Source organism: Flavihumibacter rivuli (genome assembly GCF_018595685.2).
Classification (GTDB): domain Bacteria; phylum Bacteroidota; class Bacteroidia; order Chitinophagales; family Chitinophagaceae; genus Flavihumibacter; species Flavihumibacter rivuli.
The window spans coordinates 2,194,455-2,219,705 of sequence record NZ_CP092334.1; the positions used below are offsets into that span (position 1 = coordinate 2,194,455).

Genomic DNA, 25,251 nt, shown 5'->3' on the forward strand with positions numbered 1-25,251 from the left:
GGATTATTCGGAAGCCACGCGCAGGTGCGCCATCACTTCCCTCGGCTCTTCATAAGTAAAGGCGATCTTATCCTTGTCCTTCACCTTGCGGATGCCTTCCAACAGGATCTTTTCGTTTTCCGCCAATCCTTTGTCGATGATGAAGAGATCGATCATTTCAGCCGCAACTGAAATGGGGCGCAGCTGCACCCTGTTCTCCTTGTCCACTACATACACGTATTTCTTATCGAGGATCTCGAAAGTGGCTTTCTGCGGGATGATGATGGCATTCCTGAAAGGAACCATCACCTTGATATTGCCGGTCTCACCATGGCGCAGTAATCCCTTCCGGTTGGGGAAAGTGGCGCGGAAGGCGATATTACCGGTCTCGTTGTTGAAGTCGGCCTCGATGGTCTCTACCTTACCTGGCGCATCGAACAATTCGTTATTGGCCATCTGCAGGTGAACGGTCAGCATGCTGTCGTTCTTTACACCCGATTTATAATTCAGGTATTCGGCTTCCGGCACGTTGAAATAGACCCACATCTTGCTGTTATCGGAGAGTGTGGTGAGCAGTTCGCCTTCATCCACCAGGCTACCCAGTTTCACCTGCAGCTTATCCATGATACCATCAAAAGGCGCCCTGATCTCGGTAAAGCCGAGATGCACTTTGGCCAGTTGCATTTCCGCACGGGCCTTGTCGAGTCGCGCCTTGGCGAGGGCCAGTTCATTCTTTGATACAATATTGCTGTCGGCCAGGGACTTGGTGTTCTGGTATTCGATGGCCGCGTAATTGGCTTCGGCTTCGGCCTTCTGGAATTCGGCCTGGTAGAGCATGGGCATAATCTGGAAGAGTAGCTGGCCCTTTCGCACGAATTGCCCTTCATCTACATAGATCTTCTGCAGGTAGCCCTTCTCCATGGCCCTGATCTCGATGTGCTGGAAGGACTGGATCTGGCATACATAGTCATTTACGATAGAGGTGTCTGCCTTGATGGTACTGGTAACGGCAAATCTGGCTTCCACTTCTTCCTGCTCGTGCTTGTTGTGGCAGGCCGTGAGACTGGCCAGGGCAAAAAAGGCGATGAGCAGGAGTGGTTGTCTCCTTGTCATTTTTGTTGAGTTCATATGTGTTGGTTAAACGATAAATACGTTTGCCTGGGTCCTTGAGGGCGAAGCCAGGAACGGCGGTGGATGGAACATCCGGGGGCAAGCAATAAGGGGAATGTAGACTAAGCTACAAGGGGAAGCAGGATCAAATGCGGATCATGCGGCATTCCAGGAAGCGCCTGGGGGAAGTATAATGAATGGGAATAGCGTAACCCGATTCAACGCTATGGACCGGGTTATTGATCACCTGCAAGAGCAGGGCATAGCATTCGGCGAAGGAAAGGGAAGAACCAGTGAGCGTTTTCTTGTTACCCTCCTCCTCATCTTCGGTCTCCCGGGGTTCTTCGATATCGAAGGGAAGTCCTTCCTGTCCCGGCAGGGGAACGGCGGCCTTCACTGTAGTTATAGCAGGCAGGGCGGAGGGTTCGGCATCCCTGGTGGATGGCTCAATGGAACAAGACTGCTGGTCAGGGAAGGAGGCAACATAGTTGCCCGCTTTCACCGGCAGGTTGCCGGCAAAAACAAGAACCAGGAGGATCAACCAGATTTGTTTGAAGAGTCTCGCCATTGCGCACGCTAAGCTAGAACGAAGTGATTTCACGGGCAAGTTTTGTTTCTTAACGAATTGTAAATGACGGGAAAGGCAGTCGGGGAGAGGGTTTGGCGAGATGACAGGGCCACGAAGGCACTAAGGCACTAAGTTACACTAAGGCGTCTTCGGGCAACTTAGCGTCTTTTTGCCTTAGTGGCTCTTCAAGATAATACGGTAAATTTGAAAGGTAGTTCAGGCTAGTAGCGGCCAGTAAGCGATCCGGGTTACCAGCCATCCGATTTCCCCGGAAAAGACTAAACCAAAGCCCTACATTTGACGTAGTAAACTAAAGGGCCAGGACCTGAAATTGACCTGGAGAAAGGGGTATCAAAAATCAATCATCACCGTGCAGGCGTCTTCGCTATACCCACCGGTGATGCCATCAAAAAATACCTACTAGTGATCATTAACTACATCGAGTTACTGAAGAATAATCCCCAGTATTTTAAGCAGTTCTCCTGTAAGGAATTACTGTTCCTGAACTATGACTGCCCGGTCAAGGAAAACAGGCTGACCATTTGGTCGGAACACAATTATTTCTATTACGTTATCTCGGGAAAGAAAAACCTGCATGCCAATGGCAGGGTCTGGGAATTGCAGCAAGGCTCCTTTATTTTTGTTAAAAAAGGTGCCTGCCTGATCGAACAATTCTTCCGTGAACCCTTTTGCATTGTGGTATTTGTGGTGCCGGATACTTTCATTTCCCAATACATTACCCTGTACAAGAATGAATTGCCTGCACCAACAGACAAGGTTTCCGATGCACTGGTCCTTCCCCTGGCCTTCGATGATGTGCTGCAAAATTTTTGCAACTCGATCATGGGATTCTTCACTGCCTCTGTCAAACCCTCGGAAAGCCTGATCGAGCTAAAGTTCCTGGAATTGCTGCTCAACCTTTCCAGTAATGCCAGCAATTCGGAATTTGTCACCTACCTGCACCAGGTGGCCAACCGGCAGGCCAGCAGTATTGAAAGCATTATGGAAGCCAATTTTTCGTTCAAACTTGAATTAGAAGACTACGCAAAACTTTGCAACCGCAGCCTGTCATCCTTTAAGCGTGACTTCAGTGCCCTCTACCAGTGTCCCCCTGGTAAATGGCTTTTGGAAAAGCGCCTGCAGCATGCCGGAAAATTACTGTCCACCACCAATAAAAGCTTAGCTGATGTGATCTTCGAAAGCGGCTTTGAAAATCATGCCCATTTTACCCGTGTCTTCAAGAATAAATTTGGCCTTTCACCCCTCCAGTATAAGAAACAGCATCATCTGGCCCTTTAACCCTGACCTTTTTAGTAAAAAAACTGGACGGTATAGCAAATGCGAAGCGCCACTGGTTGGATAGGTTTGTAGTATAAACCTTTTGATCATGAAAAGCATTGACTTGATCCTGCAACCAGGCAGGTGGCCAACAGCAAAGGCAATCGGTATGCTTTACCCGGGCTATCCAAGAGTGGTGAGGAGAAAAAAAGTACCCGGTTCTTGACAACCATCTGCCGGTATCCGATCCCCCTGAATGGACCCATAATAATATTCCCTCCCAGTTGATCAACGCCATTATTTCATCACCAAAATAAGATCCCAATGACCACCATTACCTTATCCGATCATGTAGCCGAACTGGCTAACACACTGCAAAGCGAATTCAGTTCCCGTACCAACATGCACGATGCAACCAACAGCTTCGTGGAGGAAAATTATGAAAGGCTCAAAGCGGAGAAGATCTTCTCTGCCCTGGTACCCACCGAACTGGGCGGGGATGGCTGGGACTATGAAGACATGTGTTTTTTCCTGCGGGAGCTCGCTAAAGGCTGTTCTTCTACTGCCCTGGCATTATCCATGCACCAACACCTGGTAGCCGCTAATGTCTGGAAGTATAAAAAAGGTCAGGGCTCAGAAGAGTTGCTCAGGAAAATTGCAGCGAACCAGCTTGTCCTGGTGAGTACGGGTGCGGGCGACTGGCTATCGTCCAGCGGCACCCTGCAAAAGACAGAGGGAGGTTACCTGGTGAACGGCAGGAAAAACTTTGCCAGCCAGTCACCGATCGGCAATATCCTGGTAACAAGCGCCCAATACAATGATCCGGAAGCCGGTCCCCAGGTCTTGCATTTTGGTATACCTTTTCAATCGAAGGGAGTGAAACTGGAGGACAACTGGTATGCGATGGGCATGAGGGGTACCGGCTCCTGTTCCATCACACTTGAAGAGGTGTTCGTTCCGGAAGCAAATATTTCCTTACGCAGGCCAAGGGGAGAATTCCATCCTTTCTGGAATGTGGTACTGACAGTCGCCCTTCCGCTAATCATGAGTACCTATGTGGGCATTGCAGAGAAAGCCTATGACCTGAGCCTGGCACAAGCAATAAAGAAACCGGAAAGCTATACACCGATCCAGTTGGGAGAACTCTTTAACCTGATTACCACCGCACAGGTCATGCTTAAGGATATGATCAGGATCACGAATAACTTTGACTTCAAACCGGTGGACGAAAATGGCAATGCAGTTTTGGCGCGGAAATCGGTTGTCGCTAATTCCTCTATACAGGCAGTCCAAAAAGCTGTAGAAATATTTGGCGGCCAGAGCTACCTGTGTAAAATGCCGATCGAAAAACTATACCGTGACATTTTAGCTGCCCCTTTCCACCCACTACCGGAGAAGGAGCAACAAACTTTCACCGGAAATTTTTTGTTGGGAAATAAGCTACTGGGTTGAGTAATTATTGAAAAAGGATAAATCATTTTGAAATGCAAGTGAAAGATCTTGGTATACCGTTCCAGATAATTGATTGGGAGAAAATTCCCGGCGAAGTACATAAAGGCGAGGAAGGTTCAGCAACCTGGCGAACCCTTCAATATCCAGGTCTCCGGATCCGCGTAGTGAAATTTTCCAAAGGCTACCTGGCGGATCATTGGTGCCAGCTGGGCCATGTGGTCTATTGCCTGGAAGGCGAGTTTGAAAGTGAATTGGAAGGGGGTGAGAAACACATACTGACCAGTGGTATGAGTTATGTAGTGTCAGACGGACTGAGTTCCCATCGGTCTTACTCTAAAAACGGGGCAACCGTGTTGATCATGGATGGGGATTTTCTAAAGCGATAAGCTTAGCTTTCAATTATTGCTTCGAAATGGTTAGCCATATTTGCCCAATGCAATGCTTTCACCCAATCAATACAACAGGATGAAAGAAATCAAGCCCATCAATATCATGGAGGAGTTTTCATTGTTCGAAAAACAATGGACAACTCATATTATCGGGGAACTCAATGGACAGTATGTGAAACTTAGCAAGCTTCAAAACGACTTTGTCTGGCATAGCCATGAAAACGAAGACGCAATGTTCATGGTGTTCATGGGTACATTATTAATTGACTTCAGGGATGGCCGAACAGTAGAAGTCTGGGAAGGTGAGATCCTGATCATTCCGAAAGGTGTAGAACACAGGCCACGTACAAACGGAGAGATAGTATTTAATCTCCTCTTCGAACCAAAATCAACATTACATATTGGAAATATTGAAAGTGAAATGATAGTGAAAGAGTTAGGATGGATATAGAACATAGAGCGACTAATCAACTGCCAACTTACCGGCAATATCAGGACTCACTTGACATAACCCAGGCTTTACAGGTCTTTCAGGCATTCACCAAAATAACAGCCTGATCATTTAAAAATGTCCCAGCTATTCCAACTAAGAAGAAAAAACCATCCCTACCTTCCGAAAAGGAATCAAAAGGAATTCAGACCGAATCCAGAAAGGACCAATTATTGATCAGTCTTGAAATCTTTGAAAATGTCAAATAATTATTTCCAGGTCAGGAACGCAATGCCAGATGAGTTTGCAGAAATTGGTAAGCTAATGATACAAGTATATTCTCAATTGGATGGCTTTCCGAAAGAGACCGAACAACCCCAATACTATCAAATGCTGGCCAATGTGGGCGAACTGACCAATAAACCAAGTGCTGAATTATTGGTAGCAGTCGATGCTGAAGAAAGAATTTCAGGTGCAGTCGTCTATTTTGGGGATATGAGCCAATATGGATCAGACGGCACTGCCACCAATGAGCAAAACGCAGCCGGCTTCAGGCTGCTCGCGGTAAGTCCGGAAGCGCGTGGCAAAGGCATTGGCAAATTACTGACCCTTGAATGTATAGCCAAAGCCAGGCAACAGCAATTGGAACAGGTGATCATCCATACCACCAAAGCCATGCAAACCGCCTGGGATATGTATGAACGTATCGGATTCAAAAGGTCAACGGACCTTGATTTCCTGCAAGGGGCCTTACCTGTTTACGGTTTCAGGTTGGTCTTGTCTTAGACAGTCAATTGATAAGTAAAAGACACCGCTGGCAGCCTTCTTACTCCATCCGGAACCGTTGTTAAGGGGCCAAGAAGACTCGAAGACTCGAAGACTCGAAGACTCGAAGGAAAACAAAGACGCCTTTGTGCAACTTGGTGTCTTTGTGCCTTTGTGGCCTAAATAACGTTAACCCTCTACCCTACTACTCTTTCCTCCAACCGCTCACCCAAACTAATGCCCATTAATCCAATACTTCGCTATCCCAGTAACCTGATTTCAACCGAAAGGGTCACAGGGCGAAACTGTATTATGATTATTAAACCTTTTCAACTTATCCTGTTATCGACAGCAGTGGCAACCGGCCTGCAAGCCACTAGCCTTACCGCATTGGGTAATCCCAATAACCACCCTAATGAAACCATTTTCACCCATCACCGTCCATCAGATACTACCCGGCTCCTGCTTGGTCCGGCAGATGCAGATTCCCTGAAAGCCAGAATAGCCAGTACTAATTTTTCCGGCACCTTCCAACTTGTCCAGGGCAACCAAACCATCATGTCCTTTTCCAAAGGATGGGCTTCAGAGCAAGCAAAACAAACCAATACCGCCGAGACCCGTTACAATATCGGCTCCATTGGCAAGAGCCTGACCGCTATATTGATCATGCAGTTGGTGGAGCAGCAGGCCATCCAACTGGACCAGCCCGTGAATAAATATCTTTCAAAATCCTGGCAGATCGGAAATGGCGATAAGATCACCATCCGCCATTGCCTGAACCAGACCTCCGGCCTGGGTGATTATTTCGAACATCCGAAATACAATGACAGCGCTACGCGAACTATTGACCAACATATGGCCCTGGTAAAAGACATGAAACTGGTGAAGGACACTCCGGGTATCGACCTGCATTATTCCAATTCCGGTTTCATTGTGCTGGGAAAGATCCTGGAAGAGCGCTATCAGAAGTCCTACCAGGAGATCGTGAAAACAAAATTGCTGCAACCTGCCGGTATCGACTATGCCGCTAAAGTTCCTTACGGTACCGGTTATGCGCAGAAAGACGGGGTATGGGTGATCGGTGAAGGCAACGATCCTTCGCATTGGACATCTGCAGGTGGCATTTTCCTGAATACGCGCGAGCTGAACCAGGTATTGACAGCCTTGCTAAAAGGTAAATACATCAGTGCTGCTTCCTTGCAACAATTGTGGGGAAAGGAATCGAGGCCAGCGCATGAACCGCCCTTCGTGCATTATGGACTGGGCTGGATGGTGGAAGATCCCGGTGGGTTTCCCCTGCGCGGGCACAATGGCGGCGTGCGTGGATTCCAGGCTGCTTTCCGTTACGTACCCTCAGATGATATCAGTTTCTACATTTTCTCCAACCGCGATGGCGGGGCGGAAGAGGTGTTCATGATGGTGTTATTCTATATGATGGAGAAGAAGGGAGTGAAGATGTGAAAATAGGGCCACGAAGACTCAAAGACTCGAAGGAACACCAAGACGCCTTTGTGCAACCTGGTGTCTTCGAGTCTTAGTGGCCCAAACCCACAAAGGCGATACTGCATGAAATCACCCCCACCCCTGACCCGCGTCATTCTTCAAAACGCAGTATACACCTAGCTTTAGTACCATGAAAAGGCATGTATTATTCGGTGCCTTCTTATTGGCACTAACGCTATTGGGTGGTTGCAGCAAGAGCGATTCCAGCCCCGAACCACCCAATCCACCCCCCACCTCATTTGTCCTGTCTAACCTGGAATACAACCCCAAACAGGTTGCCCTAAAGGCTACCAGTTATACCGTTGGCATTGCCGGCTCCATCACTTTCACAGGTGCACAAGGCGGCATTGCATCCATTCGGTTGGTCTCGCCACAAGGCCTTGACCTGACCATTCCTGTGCAGGGCGGTTCTGGCATGACCTCCGGGACATTATCCCTCTTACTGGAATTAGAGACCCCTACCCAACCGGCCAGCTTCTCCTTTGAAGTCTGGGCCGTAGATGAAAAGAACCGGAGCTCCAACAAACTCAGTGGTACCGTCAGTTTTATCATTGACGACAGTGCTATTACCTGGCGTAATTATGTACTGAGTCCTTTCGGAATCCTCAACAAGGCCATCTGGGCGAATAACCTTTTTGTGGCCATAGGGGAAGGTGGAAGGATCATGACCTCGCCCAATGGCGAGATATGGACGGATCGTGAAAGTAAAACCAACGCCAACCTTAGGTCCATCTGCTGGTCGGGCAACCAATTCATAGCAGTAGGACCCGGACCAACCATCATCAGTTCACCCAATGGGATCGACTGGAATGTCCGGAAACAGGAGAATACCAGCATGAAACACTTGTCGGGCGTATGCTGGACAGGCAGCCAGTTCATTGCAGTAGGTGGACAATACACTACCCTGGCGCATGGACTGATCATGACCTCTGCAGATGGCATTAACTGGAATGAACAGCCGCCGATCATCCTTCGGGGCGAACTGAAATCCGTGGCCTGGTCGGGCAACAAGGCTGTAACCGTTGGGGAAGTAGCCATAGAAGCGCCGACCGGAGGCTTCAATATGGAACCCTTAATTCTTTCCTCCATTGATGGCTTGAACTGGACACAACAAAGCGTGAGCATGACCAATAAAGTGCCACTGATAGAGGTGAACTGGTTCAAGGATAAGTTCATTGCACTGGGGGGATTCGGGTTGCAGGGCCCGGGCATGAACCAGGGTGTTACCATCATCTCTTCTGTGGATGGCAATGCATGGAATACAGTGTCTACCCTTCCTGCGAATTTCAGTATGAAGACCATGATCCAGGTAGGGAACAAATATGTTGGCGCTGGTATTGGTATCCATACCTCACCTGACCTCATCAACTGGACAACGCGCTACCCGATGAGTGCTTCGGATTATTCCATCAATGGATTGGCGTGGAATGGTTACAGTTATGGGGCAGTGGGTAAGTTGACGGAGATACTGGTTTCGCCGTGATTGTTGGTAACGCAAAGTCCGCAAAGAACCGCTAAGCACGCAAAGGAAGAAAGCTTAACTATACATCAGGGTCCCCTTCGGGAGACCCTGATGAGGTAAAAACGGCACATCAGGGTCCTCTACGAGAGACCCTGCTGAGGTGATCAAAGGGAACCAGAAAAGATTTGCAGCATTCTTCAACCATTCAACCCAAGCACACGCTCAGGGGCTTTGGATTCTTCCCTGAAAAAATCATTCGGTGACCCATTCGCAAACTCCCGGTAATCCTTGGCCAGGTGCTGGTAATCGTGGTACCCGCACTCCCATACCCCAGCAGGGTCTCCCGCAGGGGACCCTGATGAATAGTAGGATAGATACACATCGGGCATTCTCGAAGATTACCTCTATGGTGTGAAAAGATTTAATACCTACCGTAGCCCCCGTTGTGTCTTATGACCAACGGGCAGTTGGAAGATGAACTTAGCTGTGGGATGCATATATATTTCGCCTTTCATACATCAGGGTCCTCTACGGGAGACCCTGCTGCGGTAAAAACGGCACATCAGGGTCTTCTACGATAGACCCTGATGAGGTGATAAAAGGGAACCAGAAAAGATTTGCAGCATTCTTCAACCATTCAACCCAAGCACACGCTCAGGGGCTTTGGATTCTTCCCTGAAGAAATCATTCGGTGAACCATTCGCAAACTCCCGGTAATCCTTGGCCAGGTGCTGGTAATCGTGGTACCCGCACTCCATGGCGATCCTTAACCAATCCCAGTGCGGACGCTGCAACCGCATCTGGTAAGACCGGTTGAAACGAATGATGCGCTCAAAGGTCCTGGGGCTAACCCCAATGGCTGCTTGGAATTTTCGCTCAAACTGCCGGATGCTATAACAACTCTGTGAGGCCAGCCAATCGATCGAAAATCGTTCGTTGGAGGTAAGCATGAGATCAAAAACCTGGTCGGAGGGATGGGAGGAATGCCGTTTCCTTCGCACCAATGATAAAAGGAAATCATCGATGATTGCGATCATTTCCCGGTAATCTCCCGTATTGGACAAACGCTCATTTACTGCACAGGCCTCATTCCCGATGACCACACAGGCATCAACGGTTTGGTTGAGCAGTTCAGTAAAAGGTATGCCTGTCAGGCGATGTAATGCACCTGGCTTGAACACCACCAATATCATGAGGAATTCCTCGGAAATATGCCGATTGATCCTATGGGTAAATTGTCCCATCAACATTACTCCCGGTTGACGGATCAATTTACCATCGGGCACCAGCATGGTTGTCTCCTGGCCTCTTGGGTAAAAGGCAAGGCATTGCTCCGGTCGCGGGGGATAGGGCTTGAAGGGAAGTTGCTTTCCTCCATGCATGATGAAGTGCCGCAGGTGGTACACAGCCACCTCCTCCCTGAGTGCAGGGTGGGGAAGGAAATCCTTGAAGATCACAGTTAAGGTTTCCTATAAGTTAACCAATTTGTTTCAAATATGGAAATAGTCCTTTCTGGAATGTATCCTATGTCATTGCATCAGGGTCCATTACAGCAGCTACCGTGTACCCACATCTTTACCTCATCAGGGTTTTGCGCAGGGGACCCAGATGTATCAGATACGATATACTTTTACCTCATCAGGGTCTCCCGCAGGGGACCCTGATGAATAGCAGGTTGAAAATTCATCGGGGCTCTTGAAGAGTACCACTATGGGGTGAAAAGATTTACCCCCCACCCGTCGCCCCCGTTGTGTTTGATGACCAACGGGTAGTTGGAAGATGAGCTTAGCTATCGGATGTATAAACTATTTTGCCTTTTATACATCGGGGTCCCCTTTGGGAGACCCCGATGGGGGTAAATTAATCTAAAGATGTGGGTACACAGTAGCCCCTTCGGGGGACCCTGATGGGGTTAAAGGAAACCTGATGAGGTAAAAAAGCCTTGCGCCCTTTGCGTGTCCTTCGCCTGCCGATGCTAAAGCTAAGGCAGGCAGAGCGGACTTTGCGTTACTTCTCCCCCTATCCCATTTCGTCAACCCAAAAATCCCTTTCGTCAATAGCGTTTTACCGCTGCCACGATACCCAATAGGTTTGCTGAAAAATCAACCAGATGGCAACCTATCAACGTCAATACTACCTCGACTGGCTTCGCATCGCGGCTATCATTGGGGTGCTCTTCTACCACTCCGCCCAACCCTTTGTACCGGAGGAACACTGGCATATCATGAACGGCGAAAGGAGCAACCTGCTGATGGAATTCAACTATATGCTGAGCAAATTCAGGATGCCCCTTCTCTTCTTCATCTCTGGAACGGTCAGCTTCTTCATGCTCAAAAAATATGGCAGCGGCAAGGAGTTCATCAAACAACGGTTCATCCGTCTCTTCCTTCCCCTGGTAGCCGGTATGCTCATCATCGTGCCGCCGCAGGTTTACCTCGAAAGGGTAGCGAATGGTTATACCGGTAGCTTCCTTGACTTCTACCCCAGCATCTTCCGCTTCCAACCCTACCCTGAAGGGAATTTCAGCTGGCACCACCTCTGGTTCATCGCCTACCTGTTTATCTACGATATCATTTGTGTCCCCCTCTTCCTCTGGATGATGAAGGATGGCAAGAATGGATTGAACAAGCTTGCAGCATGGCTTTCAACCAACAAACGTATTTACCTCCTCGCCCTTCCCGGCATCCTCCTCTTTGCATCACTCGTCCTGCGTTTCCCCTTCAAGAATAACCTGATTGAAGACGGTTGCGCTTTCTTTTACTGGCTATGGTTCCTGCTGGTAGGATTCTTCATGATCGTGCACCCATCCCTGCTGGACAGCCTGGAGCGCAACCGGAAGACCTCCATGCTGATGGCGCTCCTCCTCTATCTAACAGTTAACTATATCCGCTGGAATAACATCTCGCCCTGGGATACTTACCCGGACAATACAGCCTCCTATGCCTACACTTATCTCTACCTGGCCATCACGCCTGCCATCGCCTGGAGCATGGTAATGGGACTGGTAGGTTATGGAAAGAAATACCTGAACCGGAAACACAGCTTCCTGAATTATGGTAATGAAGTACTTTATCCCTTCTATATCCTGCACCAAACCGTGATCGTGATCATCGCCTTCTATGTGGTGCAGACCGAAGAGGGCATATTGGCCAAATACCTGTTCATCGTATTACTTACCTTTATTACCTGCATGGCGCTGATCCATTTCCTGGTGCGGCCGAACAATGCTCTGCGATGGATCTTCGGCATGAAACCGGTAAACAAAGCGCCTAAACAAGTACAGCACAATGCAACAATCATTGAAAAAAATACAGCCCTTATTGTTGGGATTGCTGATCTACGCAACAGTGCGGCTGATCAATGACACCTACGAGAAGGAACTGTTCTGGGAAAGGCCCCTTGCCATCACCCTGCTGGAGCTTGGTGGCATCATTGTGATCAGTTACCTGATCCATTGGGTCATCAGCTTCCTGAAAAAAAGGAACAGGATAGATTACGCTAACGGGATTCCCACTAAACTACTATTGAAAGAATTCCTGGTGGCCTATTCCGTACTGTTCCTGCTGATCAATGCCACGGTCATCCCATTTGCAGCACTAACAGACGATGGCCTGAGCTTGACAGACTTTGTGTCTATCAATGTGGTCGGCACCCTTTACCTCATGCTTTACTATACCCTGATCAGGGTGAATGAGCTGGTGAGGGAAATGTACCAGCAGCGCCTGCAAATGGCCGGCATAAAGAACGACCAGCTGGCCACTGAACTGAAATACCTGCGTGCACAATACCATCCGCATTTCCTGTTCAATACCCTCAATGGCATCTATTTCCAGATGGATGAGAATGTGGACAATGCGAAAAGAACGATCCTGCAATTCGCGGACCTGCTGCGCTACCAATTGTATGACCAGCAGGAAACAGTTCCCATCAAGAAAGACCTGGACCACCTGGAACGCTATATCGAATTGCAACAGCTAAGGGTATCCGAAAAACTGAAACTAAGGCTCTGCATTGATGAAGCATTGGGCCAACAACAGGTATACCCCCTGCTATTCATGCCACTGGTGGAGAATGCATTCAAGTATGTGGGTGGTGAACAACCCTTCATCGCCATCCGTGCGGCATTGGAGCAAGACAGGATCGTGATGCAGGTCACCAACTCCTTACCTGACGTAAGCTTCCGATCGCTTCAAAAGAAGGGAGGCATTGGCCTGGAGAATGTAAAGCGGAGGTTGGAATTGCTCTATCCCGATACCCATGAACTATTAGTAGAAGAAAATGATTCCAGTTATTCGGCAACCATCAAAATAAAAGCGGAACATGCAGCAAAAGATCAGATGCGTCATAACGGATGATGAACCCCTTGCAAGGAAAGGCCTCAGCAAGTATGTCGGTCAATTCGATTGCCTGCAGCTGGTAGGTACCTGCGAAAACGTATATGAACTTACCGCCTTGCTTAGGAAGGAAGCCGTTGACCTGCTCTTCCTGGATATAGAAATGCCCTATGTTTCAGGCCTCGAATTTGCTGCAGGTAACGAAGATGGCCCGAAGGTGATCTTCACTACCGCTTATGAACAATATGCACTGAAAGGCTACGAACTCGATGTATTGGATTACCTGCTCAAACCCATCTCACTGGAAAGGTTCTCAAAGGCAGTTCAAAAAGCAAAGGAATATTTTGAATTGGTTTGGGAGAAGAAAGGCGATAGCCTCTTTGTGAAAGTGGGCAATAGCCTGGAGAAAGTTGAGATCAGTTCTATCCTATTCCTGGAAGCCCGGGAGAACTATGTGGCCATCCAACTCAAGGACCGGATGGTGCTGACATTGTCTACCCTTAAAGGACTCAGGGAAAAACTTCCAGTTGAAAAATTTACCCAGGTACATAAATCCTTTGTTGTGGCGCAAGCAAAGATCGACCGTATCGACCACAGACAATTGCATATAGGAGAACATATCATCCCCCTTTCGAAAAATTTCATCCAGGATCCGGGTAGCCTGCTCCATGAATAGGGGCTGCCCAATCCTTCTTTGCATCCAACAGCTTATCTCATCTTCCAACTGCCCGTTGGTCATAATACACAACGGGGGCGGGTATATGTAATCTTCGCCGTTGATGGTAGTGATGCAATTAAATTCTGCGCCGCTGTTCGGTGTTATCACCAACAGCTTTTAGACGTAAGCCGATATAAACCCCAGGGTATTTTTTGAGCTATTACTTTCTCACCTCAGCAGGGTCTCCCGCAGGGGACCCTGATGGATAAAAGACGAAATATTTATGCATCCAACAGCTACGCTCATCTTCTAACTGCCCGTTGGTCATAAGACACAACGGGGGCGACGGGGGGCTAATTCTTTTCAACCCAGAGTGGTACTCTTCGAGAGTCCCCGATGAATTTTCATCCTACTATTCATCAGGGTCCCCTGCGGGAGACCCTGCTGAGGTAGAGATGTGGGTACACAGTAGTCATTAAGAGAGACCCGATTGGCTAAGGGATAATTAACCCCATAAAAAAATGCCGGAACTTTCGTTCCGGCATTTTATGCTTATAGGCTTAAACTTATTCCTTGATGCTGATCACAGGCAGCGCCTTCTCCCTGATCATATTGTTGAACTTAGGCAGTTCTTCATTCATGATCTTCTTCAGCTTACCCAATTCCACATCACACTTGGCAGCCAGGTCAGCATATACTTCCCTCGCCTGCTTGCTTGGTGCCATCTGGCCGCTGCTGGCGGCATCAAATACACCGGATAACTTATCGTTCAGGCGGATGGGATAGTTCAGCACATCCTGGCCACTCTTGGCCTTGGTCTGGTACAAGGCCTCTTCAATGGTCGTGAGTTGCTTATTGATGCTATCGGCCATCTGCTTCACCTCCTTCGGACAATCCTTACCCTGGCGGCTTACGAAATCATTCAACTGGCCACGAACGGAACGGATATCCTTGATGCCCTTCTGAACATCATTAAACTTACCCTGCACCTGGCTCAGGAAGGCGAACTGGGCATCATGGTCGGCCTGGCTGATCTTATAATTCGGATCGGCCTTTACCACGAAGGGCACTTCTGATGAATCCGATCCCACCTTCACTTTCGCATAGTAGTTACCGGGAGGAGCGGTAATGCTGCCCGGAACACCATTCCAGAGGATCATGCCATCGATGCGCTCACCCGCCTTGTACTGGAGATCCCATACAAAACGGTTCATGCCCTTGTTCACATCCAGCTTATTGTCCTTGCTGCTAACGCTGAAGGTCTTGATCTCCTTGCGGTCCTTATCCATGATGGTAATGCTGGCCTTGGTGCTATCATTTACATCCTTGATATAATAATTGATCACGGCACCTTTGGGCGGATTAGTGCCTGCATTCACCGGGGCAGAAGCCTGGCGCCAGGATGCATAGGGATCGGGCAGCAACCTCCAGGCATCCCTGACCGGGAAGACATGCAGGTTCTTATTGGGCAATGCGGCATCGTATTGCTGTAAAGTGGTCAGGTCATCAATGATCCAGAATGCCCTTCCCTGTGTAGCTACGATCAGGTCATTGTCCTTGATGGTCAGGTCGGTGATGGGAACAACAGGAAGATTCAGCTGGAACTTCCTCCAGTTTGCGCCATCATCATAACTGATATACATACCATATTCCGTGCCCGCATAGAGCAGGCCATCACGCTTATGGTCGGCGCGCATTACTCGGGTGAAATGCAGCTTGTCGATGCCATTGGTGATGAGTTTCCAGCTCTTACCATAATCTTCTGTCTTGTAGATATATGGAGTGAAATCATCCAACTTGTAACGGGTACCGGTGATATAGGCCACACCCTTTTTGGTAGGATGCGTTTCAATCGCATTCCACATGATCAACTTGGGTGCATTGGCCGGGGTAACATTTTCCCAGTTCTTGCCGCCATCCTTGCTCACATGTACGAGTCCATCATCACTGCCTGCCCAGAGGAGGTCTTTCTCCAATGCACTTTCAGTTGCAGTGAAAATGGTACAATAGTATTCAACGGATGTGTTGTCCTTGGTAATGGGACCACCACTCGGACCTTGCTTGCTCTTGTCGTTGGTAGTCAGGTCTGGTGAGATCTGCTCCCAGCTGGCTCCCTCATTCTCGGTCACGAACAGCGCATTACCCGCGCAGTAGAGACGCTTTGGATTATGCGGTGAGAAGAAGATGGGGAAGTTCCACTGGAACCTGTAGCGCTGTACATCTGCACCTGCTCCCATGGGGTTATCGGGCCAAACGCTGATGGCACGGTTCTCACCGGTACGATGATCGAGGCGTGACAAATAGCCACCATAATTACCCCCATAAACGATATCGGGATTCAATGGATCAGCTACCACATAACCACTTTCAGCACCTGCTGTTTCTTCCCAATCCTTATCAGTGATGGCAGAACCATAGGTCATATGCCTGATGCGCATGGTGGAGTTATCCTGCTGTGCGCCAAGGATGCGATAAGGGAAACTGTTATCAGTGCTCACCCTGTAGATCTGGGAAGTGGGCTGGTTCATGTATGTGCTCCAGTTATTGCCACCATCAAAACTTACCTGTGCACCGCCATCATCCGCTACTACCATGCGGTTGGGATCTTCCGGATCGATCCAGAGGTCATGGTGATCACCATGCGGCGTACGGATACTCTGGAAGGTCTTACCGCCATCACGGCTGCGCATGAAGCCTACGTTAGGACAGTAAACGGTATTCTCGTTCTTGGGATCAACGAATACCTTGGTATAATACCAGGCACGCTGGCGGATATTATTGTCATTGCTCTGCAGTGTCCAGGATTCCCCAGCATCACTACTCGCATATAGTCCACCGCTAGCATTCTCGATCAGCGCATATACTTTATCGGGATTGCTGGGTGCAACGGCTACACCAACAATACCCCAGGTGCCCTTGGGAAGCCCCTTCTTTGCGGAGATATTGCTCCAGGTTTCACCGCCATCGGTGCTTTTCCAGAGCCCACTACCATCACCACCGCTTTCAAGGCTATGCGGGGTGCGGATCACGCGCCAGGTACCGGCATAGAATACCTGCGGGTTACCGGGTTCCATCACCAGGTCGGCCGCTCCGGTCTGGTTGTTGATATAGAGGGTGCGCTTCCATGTCTTGCCACCGTCAGTTGACTTATATACCCCACGCTCTTCGTTGGGCCCGAACAGGTGTCCCATTACAGCAACCCAGAGGATATCGGGGTTACGGGGATGGATCACAATGCGGATGATATGGCGGCCGTCCTTCAAGCCGATATTGCGCCAGGTGCGACCGGCATCATCGCTGCGCCACATGCCGCCCAGGCCTTCGGCTACGTTGCCGCGCATAGTGTTCTCACCCTCGCCTACATACACTACATTCTCATCACTGGGTGCAACAGCCACGGCACCAATGGTACCGCCGAAATACTTATCAGAAATATTCTTCCAATTGTTACCGCCATCGGTAGTCTTCCAAACCCCACCGCCGGTAGCGCCCATATAGAAGGTCTGCCTGTTGCGGTAAGAACCGGCCACTGCAGCAGAACGCCCGCCGCGCCATGGTCCTATTAGCCTGTATTTGGTTTGGGAGAAGAGCACCTCATCAACGTTGGCTGCAGGAGGTGCAGATGGGGTAGCTTTCTTTTTCTGGCCCACTGCTATCAAGGCAGGAGCCATTAATGCTACGAACATTAATTTTCTCATATGAGCAATTCTAGGTTTTAGTGGAAAGTGTGGTACGGGTTACATGAAATTAGGAATTGCCATGAATTGGCAATTAAGGGTTAACCATTACTGACAGATAAACTTGTTGAACGGCAACGAGTACCATCCAACCCATTCTGGGCAAGCATTCAGGGTCAACTTATCTTGATGAATGGATACCCCTCTTCGGTGCATAGCTAACAGTTATGAATAACTGCAACAAAACTATCCATTGGAAGAATTCCTCCATGAACAATGATCAAAAGCTCACTTCAAGCTTTTGGGAAGTACCGGTAAATTCGAATACCACCCTGAGCATACCATTAAGGGGATCCCATAAGGCGATCTGGCCACGGTATTTTTCTATTTCCTGGAATTTACTTTGCAGGGGTGCAAGCAACCCATCCACTTTCACCGATTTGGGATCAGCCGGTAAGCCGAAAATATCCATAACCATAAATCTCTTGGTCGCCCTTCCGGTGTATCGATCCGAACCGCTGCCAATCCTGATCTCCATGCCGGTATGCGTAGACCTGGCTACAAAGCCGATCATTTCATGATTATTGGTTTCCATGGCCCTGGGATCCTTGCCATCATCATCATACAGCATATATTTCCCTCCTTCGGGTGAAAAGAAATATTGCGTCACCAGTAAGCGGGTCTTGTATTCCGAGATATTGCTCAGTTGTGCCCTTGTTGGCACGAAACTTCCAGCCTTTACAAATACAGGGATCCTATCTATATACACTGGCACTTCCAACCACTGCCCCCCTTCATATTTCTTCTTATTCCGTGAATCATACCAATTACCTTTTGGTAAATAGAGCCGCCTTTTGGTGGCGCCTTTCTCCAGTACGGGTGCTACCAAGATAGCGTCGCCCCACATATACTGGTCCTGCGCCTTCACCAGGTTGGAATCAGCAAGATCATAATAGAACATGGGCCGCATCATGGGTTTGCCATATTTGCTTTGTTCATAGGACAGGTTGTAATTATAGGGCACGAGGTCGTAGCGCGTTTGTACATATTGCTTTGCTATTTCCCTTACTGAATCCGGCCATAAGGCAGGTTCACTGGGATAACTCCTTGCCTGGGGATCTGCCTGTCCGAGTGCTGTGCCGTGCGGCCTGAAGATAGGCGTGAATATGGCAAACTGTAACCATCTCAAATAAAGTTCAGGATCCTCATCACCTCCGGCAAATCCACCAGCATCAGAATGGATATATGGGATCCCACAGATACTCATCGATTGGAGCAAAGGAAGTTGTGCACGCAAACCGCTCCAGCTGCGGCTTACATCGCCTGTCCAGGGGAAGACGCTGTAACGCTGGCTGCCAGCGAAACCTGAACGGTTAAGATAAAAGAGACGTTGCTGGGGATAGAATTGCTTATACTTCTCATACAGCATCTTGCTCCAATAATGTCCATAGAGATTATGCACCTGGTTACTGTTCAGGAGTTGGTTGACACCAAGGTCCTTTCCGTTATGATACAGGTCTGCTGGATGCTTCTCGGGCTCACCCAGGTCACCCCACCAGCCATCAACCCCCAGCTTGATCTGCTTGTCGTATTTTGTCCAGAACCAATCCCTGGCATCTTTGCGAAACAAGTCTATCAGTCCCCCATAACCGAAATAGAGATCCTTCAGCATATAGGGTTGCCTTGAACTGTCAACTGCCAGGAACTTGAGTGAGGCGTCGTAATTGCGGGTGCCTTGCAGGAAGAAGGGTTCTGTAATGAGGATGGTCTTGATGCTCCTGGCTTCGAGGGTATCCATCATCCTTTTGGGGTTGGGCCATTTACTGCTATTCACCCAGTCCAGGTTGCCCAGCGTTCCCTTGATGCTATCGCCGAACCAGAACAGGTCGAGGATCACTGCATCCATGGGAATTTTATATTTCCGCATGGAATCAACGATCGCCATCAGCTGGCTTTCACTCTGGTAACCGAAGCGCGACATGAAATTGCCAAGGGCCCATCTTGGAGGCAAAGGAGCTTTGCCGGTCAGCCGGGTATAGCTTTGCAACATTTCATCAATAGTCTTCCCTGCAATGAAATAGCAATTCAATTCACCACTGGAGAATCCCGCTTCCAGCAGGGAGGGATCGGACTTCCCGACATCCACATAGCCGGAAGACGGATTATCAAAGAACAGGGCATGGCCTTTGGAAGAATAGAAAAGTGGTATGGAGAAGTTCAGGTTCTCTGCGCCTTCTTCATAACCATAAGCAGGTGCATTATATAACGGCAACCGATAGCCGCGACGGTCCATATTGATGGCCCTTTCGCCTCCGCCAAAAACCATTTCCCCTTCCTGCAAGGATATCCTGAAACCTGCATTGGGTCCGTAACGGAATGCCTGGATGGTAATAGCTTCTGAAGAATCATTTGCTTTCAGCAACAACTGTTCCGCTCCTTCATCCACCTGCACCCTTATGTCTCCTGCAAAAAGGAACTGCTCCCCATCGATCGTATTGCGCACAATGGGCTTTGTGGATGGCCTGGCAATGACCGCATCGGATAATTGGGCATTGAACCATCTTTCTTCCGGGGTGAAGCGGATGCGCAGGATCTGCTCATCATAGGACTGCAGGGTCCACTTGCCGGCGCGGGTCGGGATAACCAGTGATGCCGGAGCAGTGGATGCCTTTTGCTGTGCAATGATCGGCAGGCAATGGAGCAAGAGAAATAGCAGGGGGAGTAGTCTCATAATATCATTTACCCTCCTGAAATTACAAAAGAAAAGGGCACGAAGCCCATGGCCCGTGCCCTTTAACTGTATCAGGGAAAATGTTTAGTTGCCTTTCTTGTCCTGTAAGGTGGCAGGCTTGGGAGCCAGTCCTTCCTTTTCCATAGCAGCCTGTACTTTGTTGTAGTACTGCTTATTCACCGCATCACTCTTAGCCTTGGCGTCGCCCAATTCCTTCTTCAGCACATCCACGCGCTGCAACTGAAGGTTGCTGGGCCTCGATTCCTGGTTGGCAACGGCTGCATACACTTCGCTGATGCGTTCTCGCAATTGCTCTTCATCCGCAAAAATGGATGCCTGCTTGGTGGCCAGTAAGGTAGCCCTCAGCTTCTCCAGGTCGCCATGGTAATCGTTCAACAGCTTCTTCACTTTGGCATTCTTCACCTTGTCAACATTATCCTTCACCATCTTCTGCTTGCCATTGATATCCTCTACCAAAGCATTCAGGTCAGCGTACATACCCATCAACTCGTTGGCCGTTTTGTACTGGGCTTCGCGGTCTGCCGTGGTGAAATCAGGGTTGGACGCATCATGCACCAGCTTGATCTTATCTGTATACTCCTTATTGCCTACTTTCAGCTTCACGGTATAATCTCCCGGCATTACCATTGGGGCAGTGAATGCACCAAAATCCATCTTCTTACTACCGGCTGCAGCTTTGGGCGGGGTCATGCGCATGTTCCAGAAAACCTTGTTCACACCCTTACGCTTCGAGCCAGGCATGGACTGCATCAGCTTTCCTTCTGCATCATAGATCTCCACTTTTACATCCCCGCTGCTCACCCTGTCCTTCAGGTAATACTGGATGGGTTGGATAGAGGCAGGGTTACCGCCATTCCATCCCCCTGTTGAAGGGAAACCGCCATCACCATACTTACCCATATTGATGGCCATGGGCTGAGCCGGGAACATGTACACATCTTTTTCGAGAATGTCTGCCGTTAGGGCTCGCATGGGACTGATATCATCCACCACGATCACCCCACGACCATGGGTACCCAGGATCAGGTCATGGGTCTTAGGATGGATCTGGATATCGCGCACCAATGCATATTCAGGGATCTTGTTCTTCATCCTGAACCAGCTGGCACCACCATCAACTGATGTAAAGAGTCCCATTTCCGTTCCGATGAACAGCAGGTCCTTATTCACCAGGTCCTCCCTCACTTTATGGGCAAAGCCGGTGAATTCTTCACTCTTGAAAAGGGTCCAGGTCTTACCCATATCGGTCGACCTGGCCACATAGGTCTTGTGGTCTCCGTACATGTGGTTATCGAAAGTGGCATAGACCAGGTTCTTATCGAATCGGCTGGGTTCAACACTGCTCACCCAGGTTTGCGCAGGGATACCAGCAGCGGCATAGTTGGCTGCAACATTGGTCCAGGTCTTCCCGCCATCTGTGGTGTATTGCAGGTTACCATCATCGGTACCTACCCAGATGATGTTCTCATCCAGCGGAGATTCTGCGATGGTGAAGATAGTAGTATGGTTTTCAGCGGATGTATTATCGGCACTCAAACCACCACTGTTCTCCTGCTCCTGTTTCTTCTTGTCATTCGTGGTCAGGTCCGGGGAGATCCTTGTCCAGTTCGTTCCCTTATCGGTAGACTTGAACAGGTATTGTGCACCACAATAGAGGTTCTTTGGATTATTGGAACCAATATGAATCGGTGTATTCCAGTTCCACCTCAGTTTGCCTTCGTTTGCGCCTGCCTGTGGTTTGATGGTCACGCTCTTCAGGGTCTTCAGGTTTACGCGGGCCATGTTACCACCCTGGTATTCTGCATAAGCGATATTGAGATCGGTTGGGTCAGGAACGGTCCAGAAACCATCTCCGCCATAAATGGCCTGCCAGTCACCATTGCCTACCCCACCGGGCTTGGAAGAGGGTGCCACCCAGGAGCCATTGTCCTGCAGGCCGCCATAGACCCTGTAAGGCTCATGGTTGTCCGCAGCAACATGGTAGAACTGTCCTACGGGCAGGTTCTGCACGAAGATCCAGGTCGCACCGCGGTCGAGGCTGATGTATACACCGCCATCGGTTCCCAGGTACATCTGGTTGGTGTTATTGGGATTGATCCAAAGCGCATGATGGTCACTGTGAACCCATCCGCCTTCGTTACTGGCTTCCGCGAAAGAGTAGCCTCCATCATCTGAATAAGAGAAGGAGAATGCCGGGCGGTAAACACGCTTGGGATCCTTGGGATCGATCACCAGGGTGCTGAAGTAGAAAGGCCTAGACACCACATTGAGTGTGGCACTTTGTTGCTTCCAGCTTTCACCACCGTCTGAAGAAATATACAGTCCGGTCTCTTTAGCCTCAACAATAGCCAGCAGGTTATTGGGGGCGCTGGGCGCCAATGCAAGTGCTGTGCGACCGAATGGCTTGGCAGGTAATCCCTTGGTCAGTTCTTTCCAGGTCTTACCACCATCGGTGCTCTTGTAAATTCCGGAACCGTTACCACCTGAATTGAAGAGGTAAGGCATGCGGCGGAATTCCCAGGTAGTCGCATAAACGATATTGGGGTTGGAGGGATCTACTGAAACATCAGCACATCCGGCCTTTTCGTTGATGTAAAGGATCTTATCCCAGGTCTTGCCGCCATCGGTTGACTTATACAGACCGCGGTGTTTGCTGTCGCTCCACAAAGGACCGGGAGCGGCAACATAGATATTGTTGGTATTGGCTGGATCGATAACGATCTTGGCAATATGCTCAGTACTATCGAGGCCAACGCGGGTCCAGTTATCACCGGCATCGGTGGATTTATACAATCCCACGCCAATGGAAACAGAGTTACGCATATTGCTTTCCCCGGTACCAACGAAAACCACTTTGGGGTTCTTTTGGTCAACCGCGATAGCGCCGATGCTCTGGCAGTTCTTATCGAAAATGGGTTTGAAAGAGGCACCGGCATTGGTGCTCTTCCATACACCGCCACCTGCAGTTCCAACATAGATGGTCTTGCCATCATTGTTCACGCCTTCGATGGCGGAGATACGGCCACTCATAGTGCCCGGGCCAAGCCATCGGGCTTCCATCATGCCGAAAGTGGCAGAAGAAACTTTGGAAGATTGCGCGATTGCTCCTGTAAGTGCAAAGGAGCCCGCGAAGAATAGAAGGATTCTTTTCATAAGCAGAAGAAAAGTAGTTTAATGGAAATAAGAAGCCCGGATGATTGTTTCCGGGCTCTGGCATGCAAGGGGAATTTAGTTGGCCGGTTTGAAGATATTCTCGTCAACCGCCTTATTGATCTCAACTTTCTTAACGATCATCTCACCAAATGGAAGGGTAATGCTCATAGGCACCACAATACCTTCGGGAAGCTTTTGGAAGTTGCTGAAGTTGGTGGTCACTTCAACTTCCTGGCCATTGGCCTTCTGCTTGGTGATGGAACGAAGCATGTAATAAGTGGCCGGATCGATGAAATAGGTATCGGTCTTACCACTCTTATGTGTAACCTTCAGCTTGAAGCATTCAGTACCATCAACATCTTCCTTACCAAGGTACTCTACAGAATGTCCTTTTGCCTTGTAGTCAATGAGCACCCCCTGGGCATCCAGTTGGTCGGCAGATTCCTTCACCATTTCCTCAGTGGCTGGTTCAGCCTTGGTCTGGCCCTGGAAAGGCATATAGTTCCAACCGGCAGATGGGGTGATGATGGTATATCCGGTCATACCCATTACAGAAATGTCCTGGCGAGCACCTTTACCGTTCAATACTGTGGAAACGACAGTTACGTCAGCACCCTGTACGGTGAGATTACCTTCAGTGACTACACTATTCACCTTCTTCCAGTTGTCCTTACCGCCAATGGCAGCGATATGCTTATCAACGATCTCGTCCGCAGATTGTGCTTGTACAGTCAATACGCTCATCAGGGTCACGATCCCTGCTAATGCAAACTTTACTAATTTCATTTTTTTAGTTTTGAAATGGATGGTTTAATTGGTTTCAGTATTCGTTATTCAGGTTTGTACATTTTAGGATCCACTGGCTTGTTCACCTCGATCTTCTCGTAGGTCATGGAACCGCCCATGCCGCCTCTTGTTACAGAGTAAGCGAAAACATAGCCGTCATCGGTCTTGCGGTAGTCGGAATAATCGATGCGCATTTCCTGGTCTCCCTGACCACCGCCTGGTCTGCGGCCGCCGCCACCCATCATGCCACCACCTTTGCGGGTTTCGTGCATGATATAATAAGTGGAGGGGTCGATGAAATAAGTGATGTCATTTCCGGAGTTCAGGGTAAGTTTCACCTTGTAATATTCCACCCCATCAACGGCCTCCTTGCCGATCAGTTCTGCTTTATGGCCTTTGGCGGCATAATCCACCAATGGGCCAGCACAATCCAGTTCCGACTGGGCCATCTTAACACGGTCTTCAGGGATAGCTTCAAACTTGCCACCGTTGCGCGGATTGGAGAACCAACCCTGCTTATCGGTTACGAGGAAGGTAAAGCTGCCCATCCCGAAAGAAGTTTCGGTACGCATCAGTTGTTTATCAACCTTGGTCACCTTGGTGGTGATCTCACTTCCATTCTGCATTACGGCCACCCCTTCCATATAAACAGACTTGATGCTGCTCAGTTTCTCTTTTCCCCCAATCGCTTCCACGTATTTGGCGATCACCTCGTCAACAGTCTGGGCTTGTGCAGTAAATAGAGTCAGGGTAAGGCAGCAGGCAAAGGCTGCAGTTAACCATTTGGGCATAACAGATTAATTTATTCAGTCAAATTTAACCGTAAATACTACTATTTGTTAGCCTTTCAACCATTTCCTTACACCACCCACCATAATTATGGTAAAATCTATGGTTTATGGGTAAAATGGATAGAAAAATTGCCGACACGTCGGAGACGGGTCGGAGACGGGTC

19 protein-coding genes are annotated in these 25,251 nt (G+C 49.1%); 10 read left to right on the forward strand and 9 right to left on the reverse strand.

Annotation, left to right across the window (positions count from 1 at the left end; all coding sequences use genetic code 11):
• Window positions 1-3: 3 nt before the first annotated feature.
• Both KJS94_RS09670 and KJS94_RS09675 read right to left on the reverse strand, forming a co-directional pair.
• The gene (locus KJS94_RS09670) at window positions 4-1,107 is read right to left on the reverse strand and encodes an efflux RND transporter periplasmic adaptor subunit (protein WP_239804113.1); all 1,104 of its coding nucleotides are present in this window, start codon (window positions 1,105-1,107) and stop codon (window positions 4-6) included.
• A 127-nt stretch (window positions 1,108-1,234) separates the two neighbouring features.
• Entirely contained in the window at window positions 1,235-1,657 is a 423-nt protein-coding gene (locus KJS94_RS09675) for a hypothetical protein (RefSeq protein WP_214447429.1), read from the reverse strand.
• A gap of 423 nt (window positions 1,658-2,080) precedes the next feature.
• On the opposite strand from KJS94_RS09675, the gene KJS94_RS09680 reads away from it, so the two are divergent.
• The 7 genes from KJS94_RS09680 (at window position 2,081) to KJS94_RS09710 (ending at window position 8,957) form a co-directional block, all read left to right on the forward strand.
• Window positions 2,081-2,956, forward strand: a complete 876-nt coding sequence (locus KJS94_RS09680; protein ID WP_214447428.1) for a helix-turn-helix domain-containing protein — start codon at window positions 2,081-2,083, stop codon at window positions 2,954-2,956.
• 303 nt (window positions 2,957-3,259) lie between these two features.
• Window positions 3,260-4,387 carry an acyl-CoA dehydrogenase family protein gene (locus KJS94_RS09685; RefSeq protein ID WP_214447427.1) on the forward strand — a complete coding sequence of 376 codons (1,128 nt, stop codon included), beginning with the start codon at window positions 3,260-3,262 and terminating at the stop codon, window positions 4,385-4,387.
• A gap of 32 nt (window positions 4,388-4,419) precedes the next feature.
• The gene (locus KJS94_RS09690; RefSeq protein ID WP_214447426.1) at window positions 4,420-4,773 is read left to right on the forward strand and encodes a DHCW motif cupin fold protein; all 354 of its coding nucleotides are present in this window, start codon (window positions 4,420-4,422) and stop codon (window positions 4,771-4,773) included.
• Window positions 4,774-4,852: 79 nt separating this feature from the next.
• Window positions 4,853-5,227 carry a cupin domain-containing protein gene (locus tag KJS94_RS09695; RefSeq protein ID WP_214447425.1) on the forward strand — a complete coding sequence of 125 codons (375 nt, stop codon included), beginning with the start codon at window positions 4,853-4,855 and terminating at the stop codon, window positions 5,225-5,227.
• Between the two features lie 237 nt (window positions 5,228-5,464).
• Window positions 5,465-5,992 (forward strand): GNAT family N-acetyltransferase, encoded by a 528-nt coding sequence (locus tag KJS94_RS09700; RefSeq protein ID WP_214447424.1) that lies wholly within the window; start codon window positions 5,465-5,467, stop codon window positions 5,990-5,992.
• A 291-nt stretch (window positions 5,993-6,283) separates the two neighbouring features.
• Entirely contained in the window at window positions 6,284-7,432 is a 1,149-nt protein-coding gene (locus KJS94_RS09705; RefSeq protein ID WP_214447423.1) for a serine hydrolase domain-containing protein, read from the forward strand.
• A 172-nt stretch (window positions 7,433-7,604) separates the two neighbouring features.
• Window positions 7,605-8,957, forward strand: coding sequence for a beta propeller repeat protein (locus KJS94_RS09710; RefSeq protein ID WP_214447422.1), 1,353 nt, complete (start codon window positions 7,605-7,607; stop codon window positions 8,955-8,957).
• Between the two features lie 176 nt (window positions 8,958-9,133).
• Here KJS94_RS09710 and KJS94_RS09715 read toward each other — a convergent pair whose 3' ends face one another.
• Window positions 9,134-9,325: a hypothetical protein gene (locus tag KJS94_RS09715; RefSeq protein ID WP_214447421.1), complete on the reverse strand. Its 192-nt coding sequence runs from the start codon at window positions 9,323-9,325 to the stop codon at window positions 9,134-9,136.
• A gap of 240 nt (window positions 9,326-9,565) precedes the next feature.
• On the reverse strand, window positions 9,566-10,393 hold the full coding sequence (locus KJS94_RS09720) for a helix-turn-helix domain-containing protein (protein WP_214447420.1): 828 nt from the start codon (window positions 10,391-10,393) through the stop codon (window positions 9,566-9,568).
• 653 nt (window positions 10,394-11,046) lie between these two features.
• Here KJS94_RS09720 and KJS94_RS09725 point away from each other — a divergent pair.
• The 3 genes from KJS94_RS09725 to KJS94_RS09735 are packed head-to-tail and all read left to right on the forward strand — an operon-like array spanning window position 11,047 to window position 13,946.
• Window positions 11,047-12,300 (forward strand): acyltransferase family protein, encoded by a 1,254-nt coding sequence (locus KJS94_RS09725; protein ID WP_214447419.1) that lies wholly within the window; start codon window positions 11,047-11,049, stop codon window positions 12,298-12,300.
• Window positions 12,236-13,291, forward strand: a complete 1,056-nt coding sequence (locus tag KJS94_RS09730; protein ID WP_214447418.1) for a sensor histidine kinase — start codon at window positions 12,236-12,238, stop codon at window positions 13,289-13,291. The genes KJS94_RS09725 and KJS94_RS09730 overlap by 65 nt, the downstream gene beginning before the upstream one ends.
• Window positions 13,257-13,946 (forward strand): LytR/AlgR family response regulator transcription factor, encoded by a 690-nt coding sequence (locus tag KJS94_RS09735; RefSeq protein ID WP_214447417.1) that lies wholly within the window; start codon window positions 13,257-13,259, stop codon window positions 13,944-13,946. The genes KJS94_RS09730 and KJS94_RS09735 overlap by 35 nt, the downstream gene beginning before the upstream one ends.
• Before the next feature lie 548 nt (window positions 13,947-14,494).
• On the opposite strand, the gene KJS94_RS09740 is transcribed toward KJS94_RS09735, so the two are convergent.
• From KJS94_RS09740 to KJS94_RS09760, 5 genes are all read right to left on the reverse strand, one after another.
• Window positions 14,495-17,626 (reverse strand): VPS10 domain-containing protein, encoded by a 3,132-nt coding sequence (locus KJS94_RS09740; RefSeq protein WP_214447416.1) that lies wholly within the window; start codon window positions 17,624-17,626, stop codon window positions 14,495-14,497.
• Window positions 17,627-17,885: 259 nt separating this feature from the next.
• A complete protein-coding gene (locus KJS94_RS09745) occupies window positions 17,886-20,336 on the reverse strand; it encodes a glycoside hydrolase family 31 protein (RefSeq protein WP_214447415.1) in 2,451 nt (816 codons plus the stop codon).
• An 84-nt stretch (window positions 20,337-20,420) separates the two neighbouring features.
• Window positions 20,421-23,510: a WD40/YVTN/BNR-like repeat-containing protein gene (locus KJS94_RS09750; RefSeq protein ID WP_214447414.1), complete on the reverse strand. Its 3,090-nt coding sequence runs from the start codon at window positions 23,508-23,510 to the stop codon at window positions 20,421-20,423.
• Between the two features lie 75 nt (window positions 23,511-23,585).
• Window positions 23,586-24,296: a LolA-like protein gene (locus KJS94_RS09755; RefSeq protein ID WP_214447413.1), complete on the reverse strand. Its 711-nt coding sequence runs from the start codon at window positions 24,294-24,296 to the stop codon at window positions 23,586-23,588.
• Between the two features lie 44 nt (window positions 24,297-24,340).
• Complete coding sequence (locus tag KJS94_RS09760; RefSeq protein ID WP_214447412.1) at window positions 24,341-25,087, reverse strand: LolA-like protein; 747 nt, start codon at window positions 25,085-25,087, stop codon at window positions 24,341-24,343.
• Window positions 25,088-25,251 lie beyond the last annotated feature (164 nt).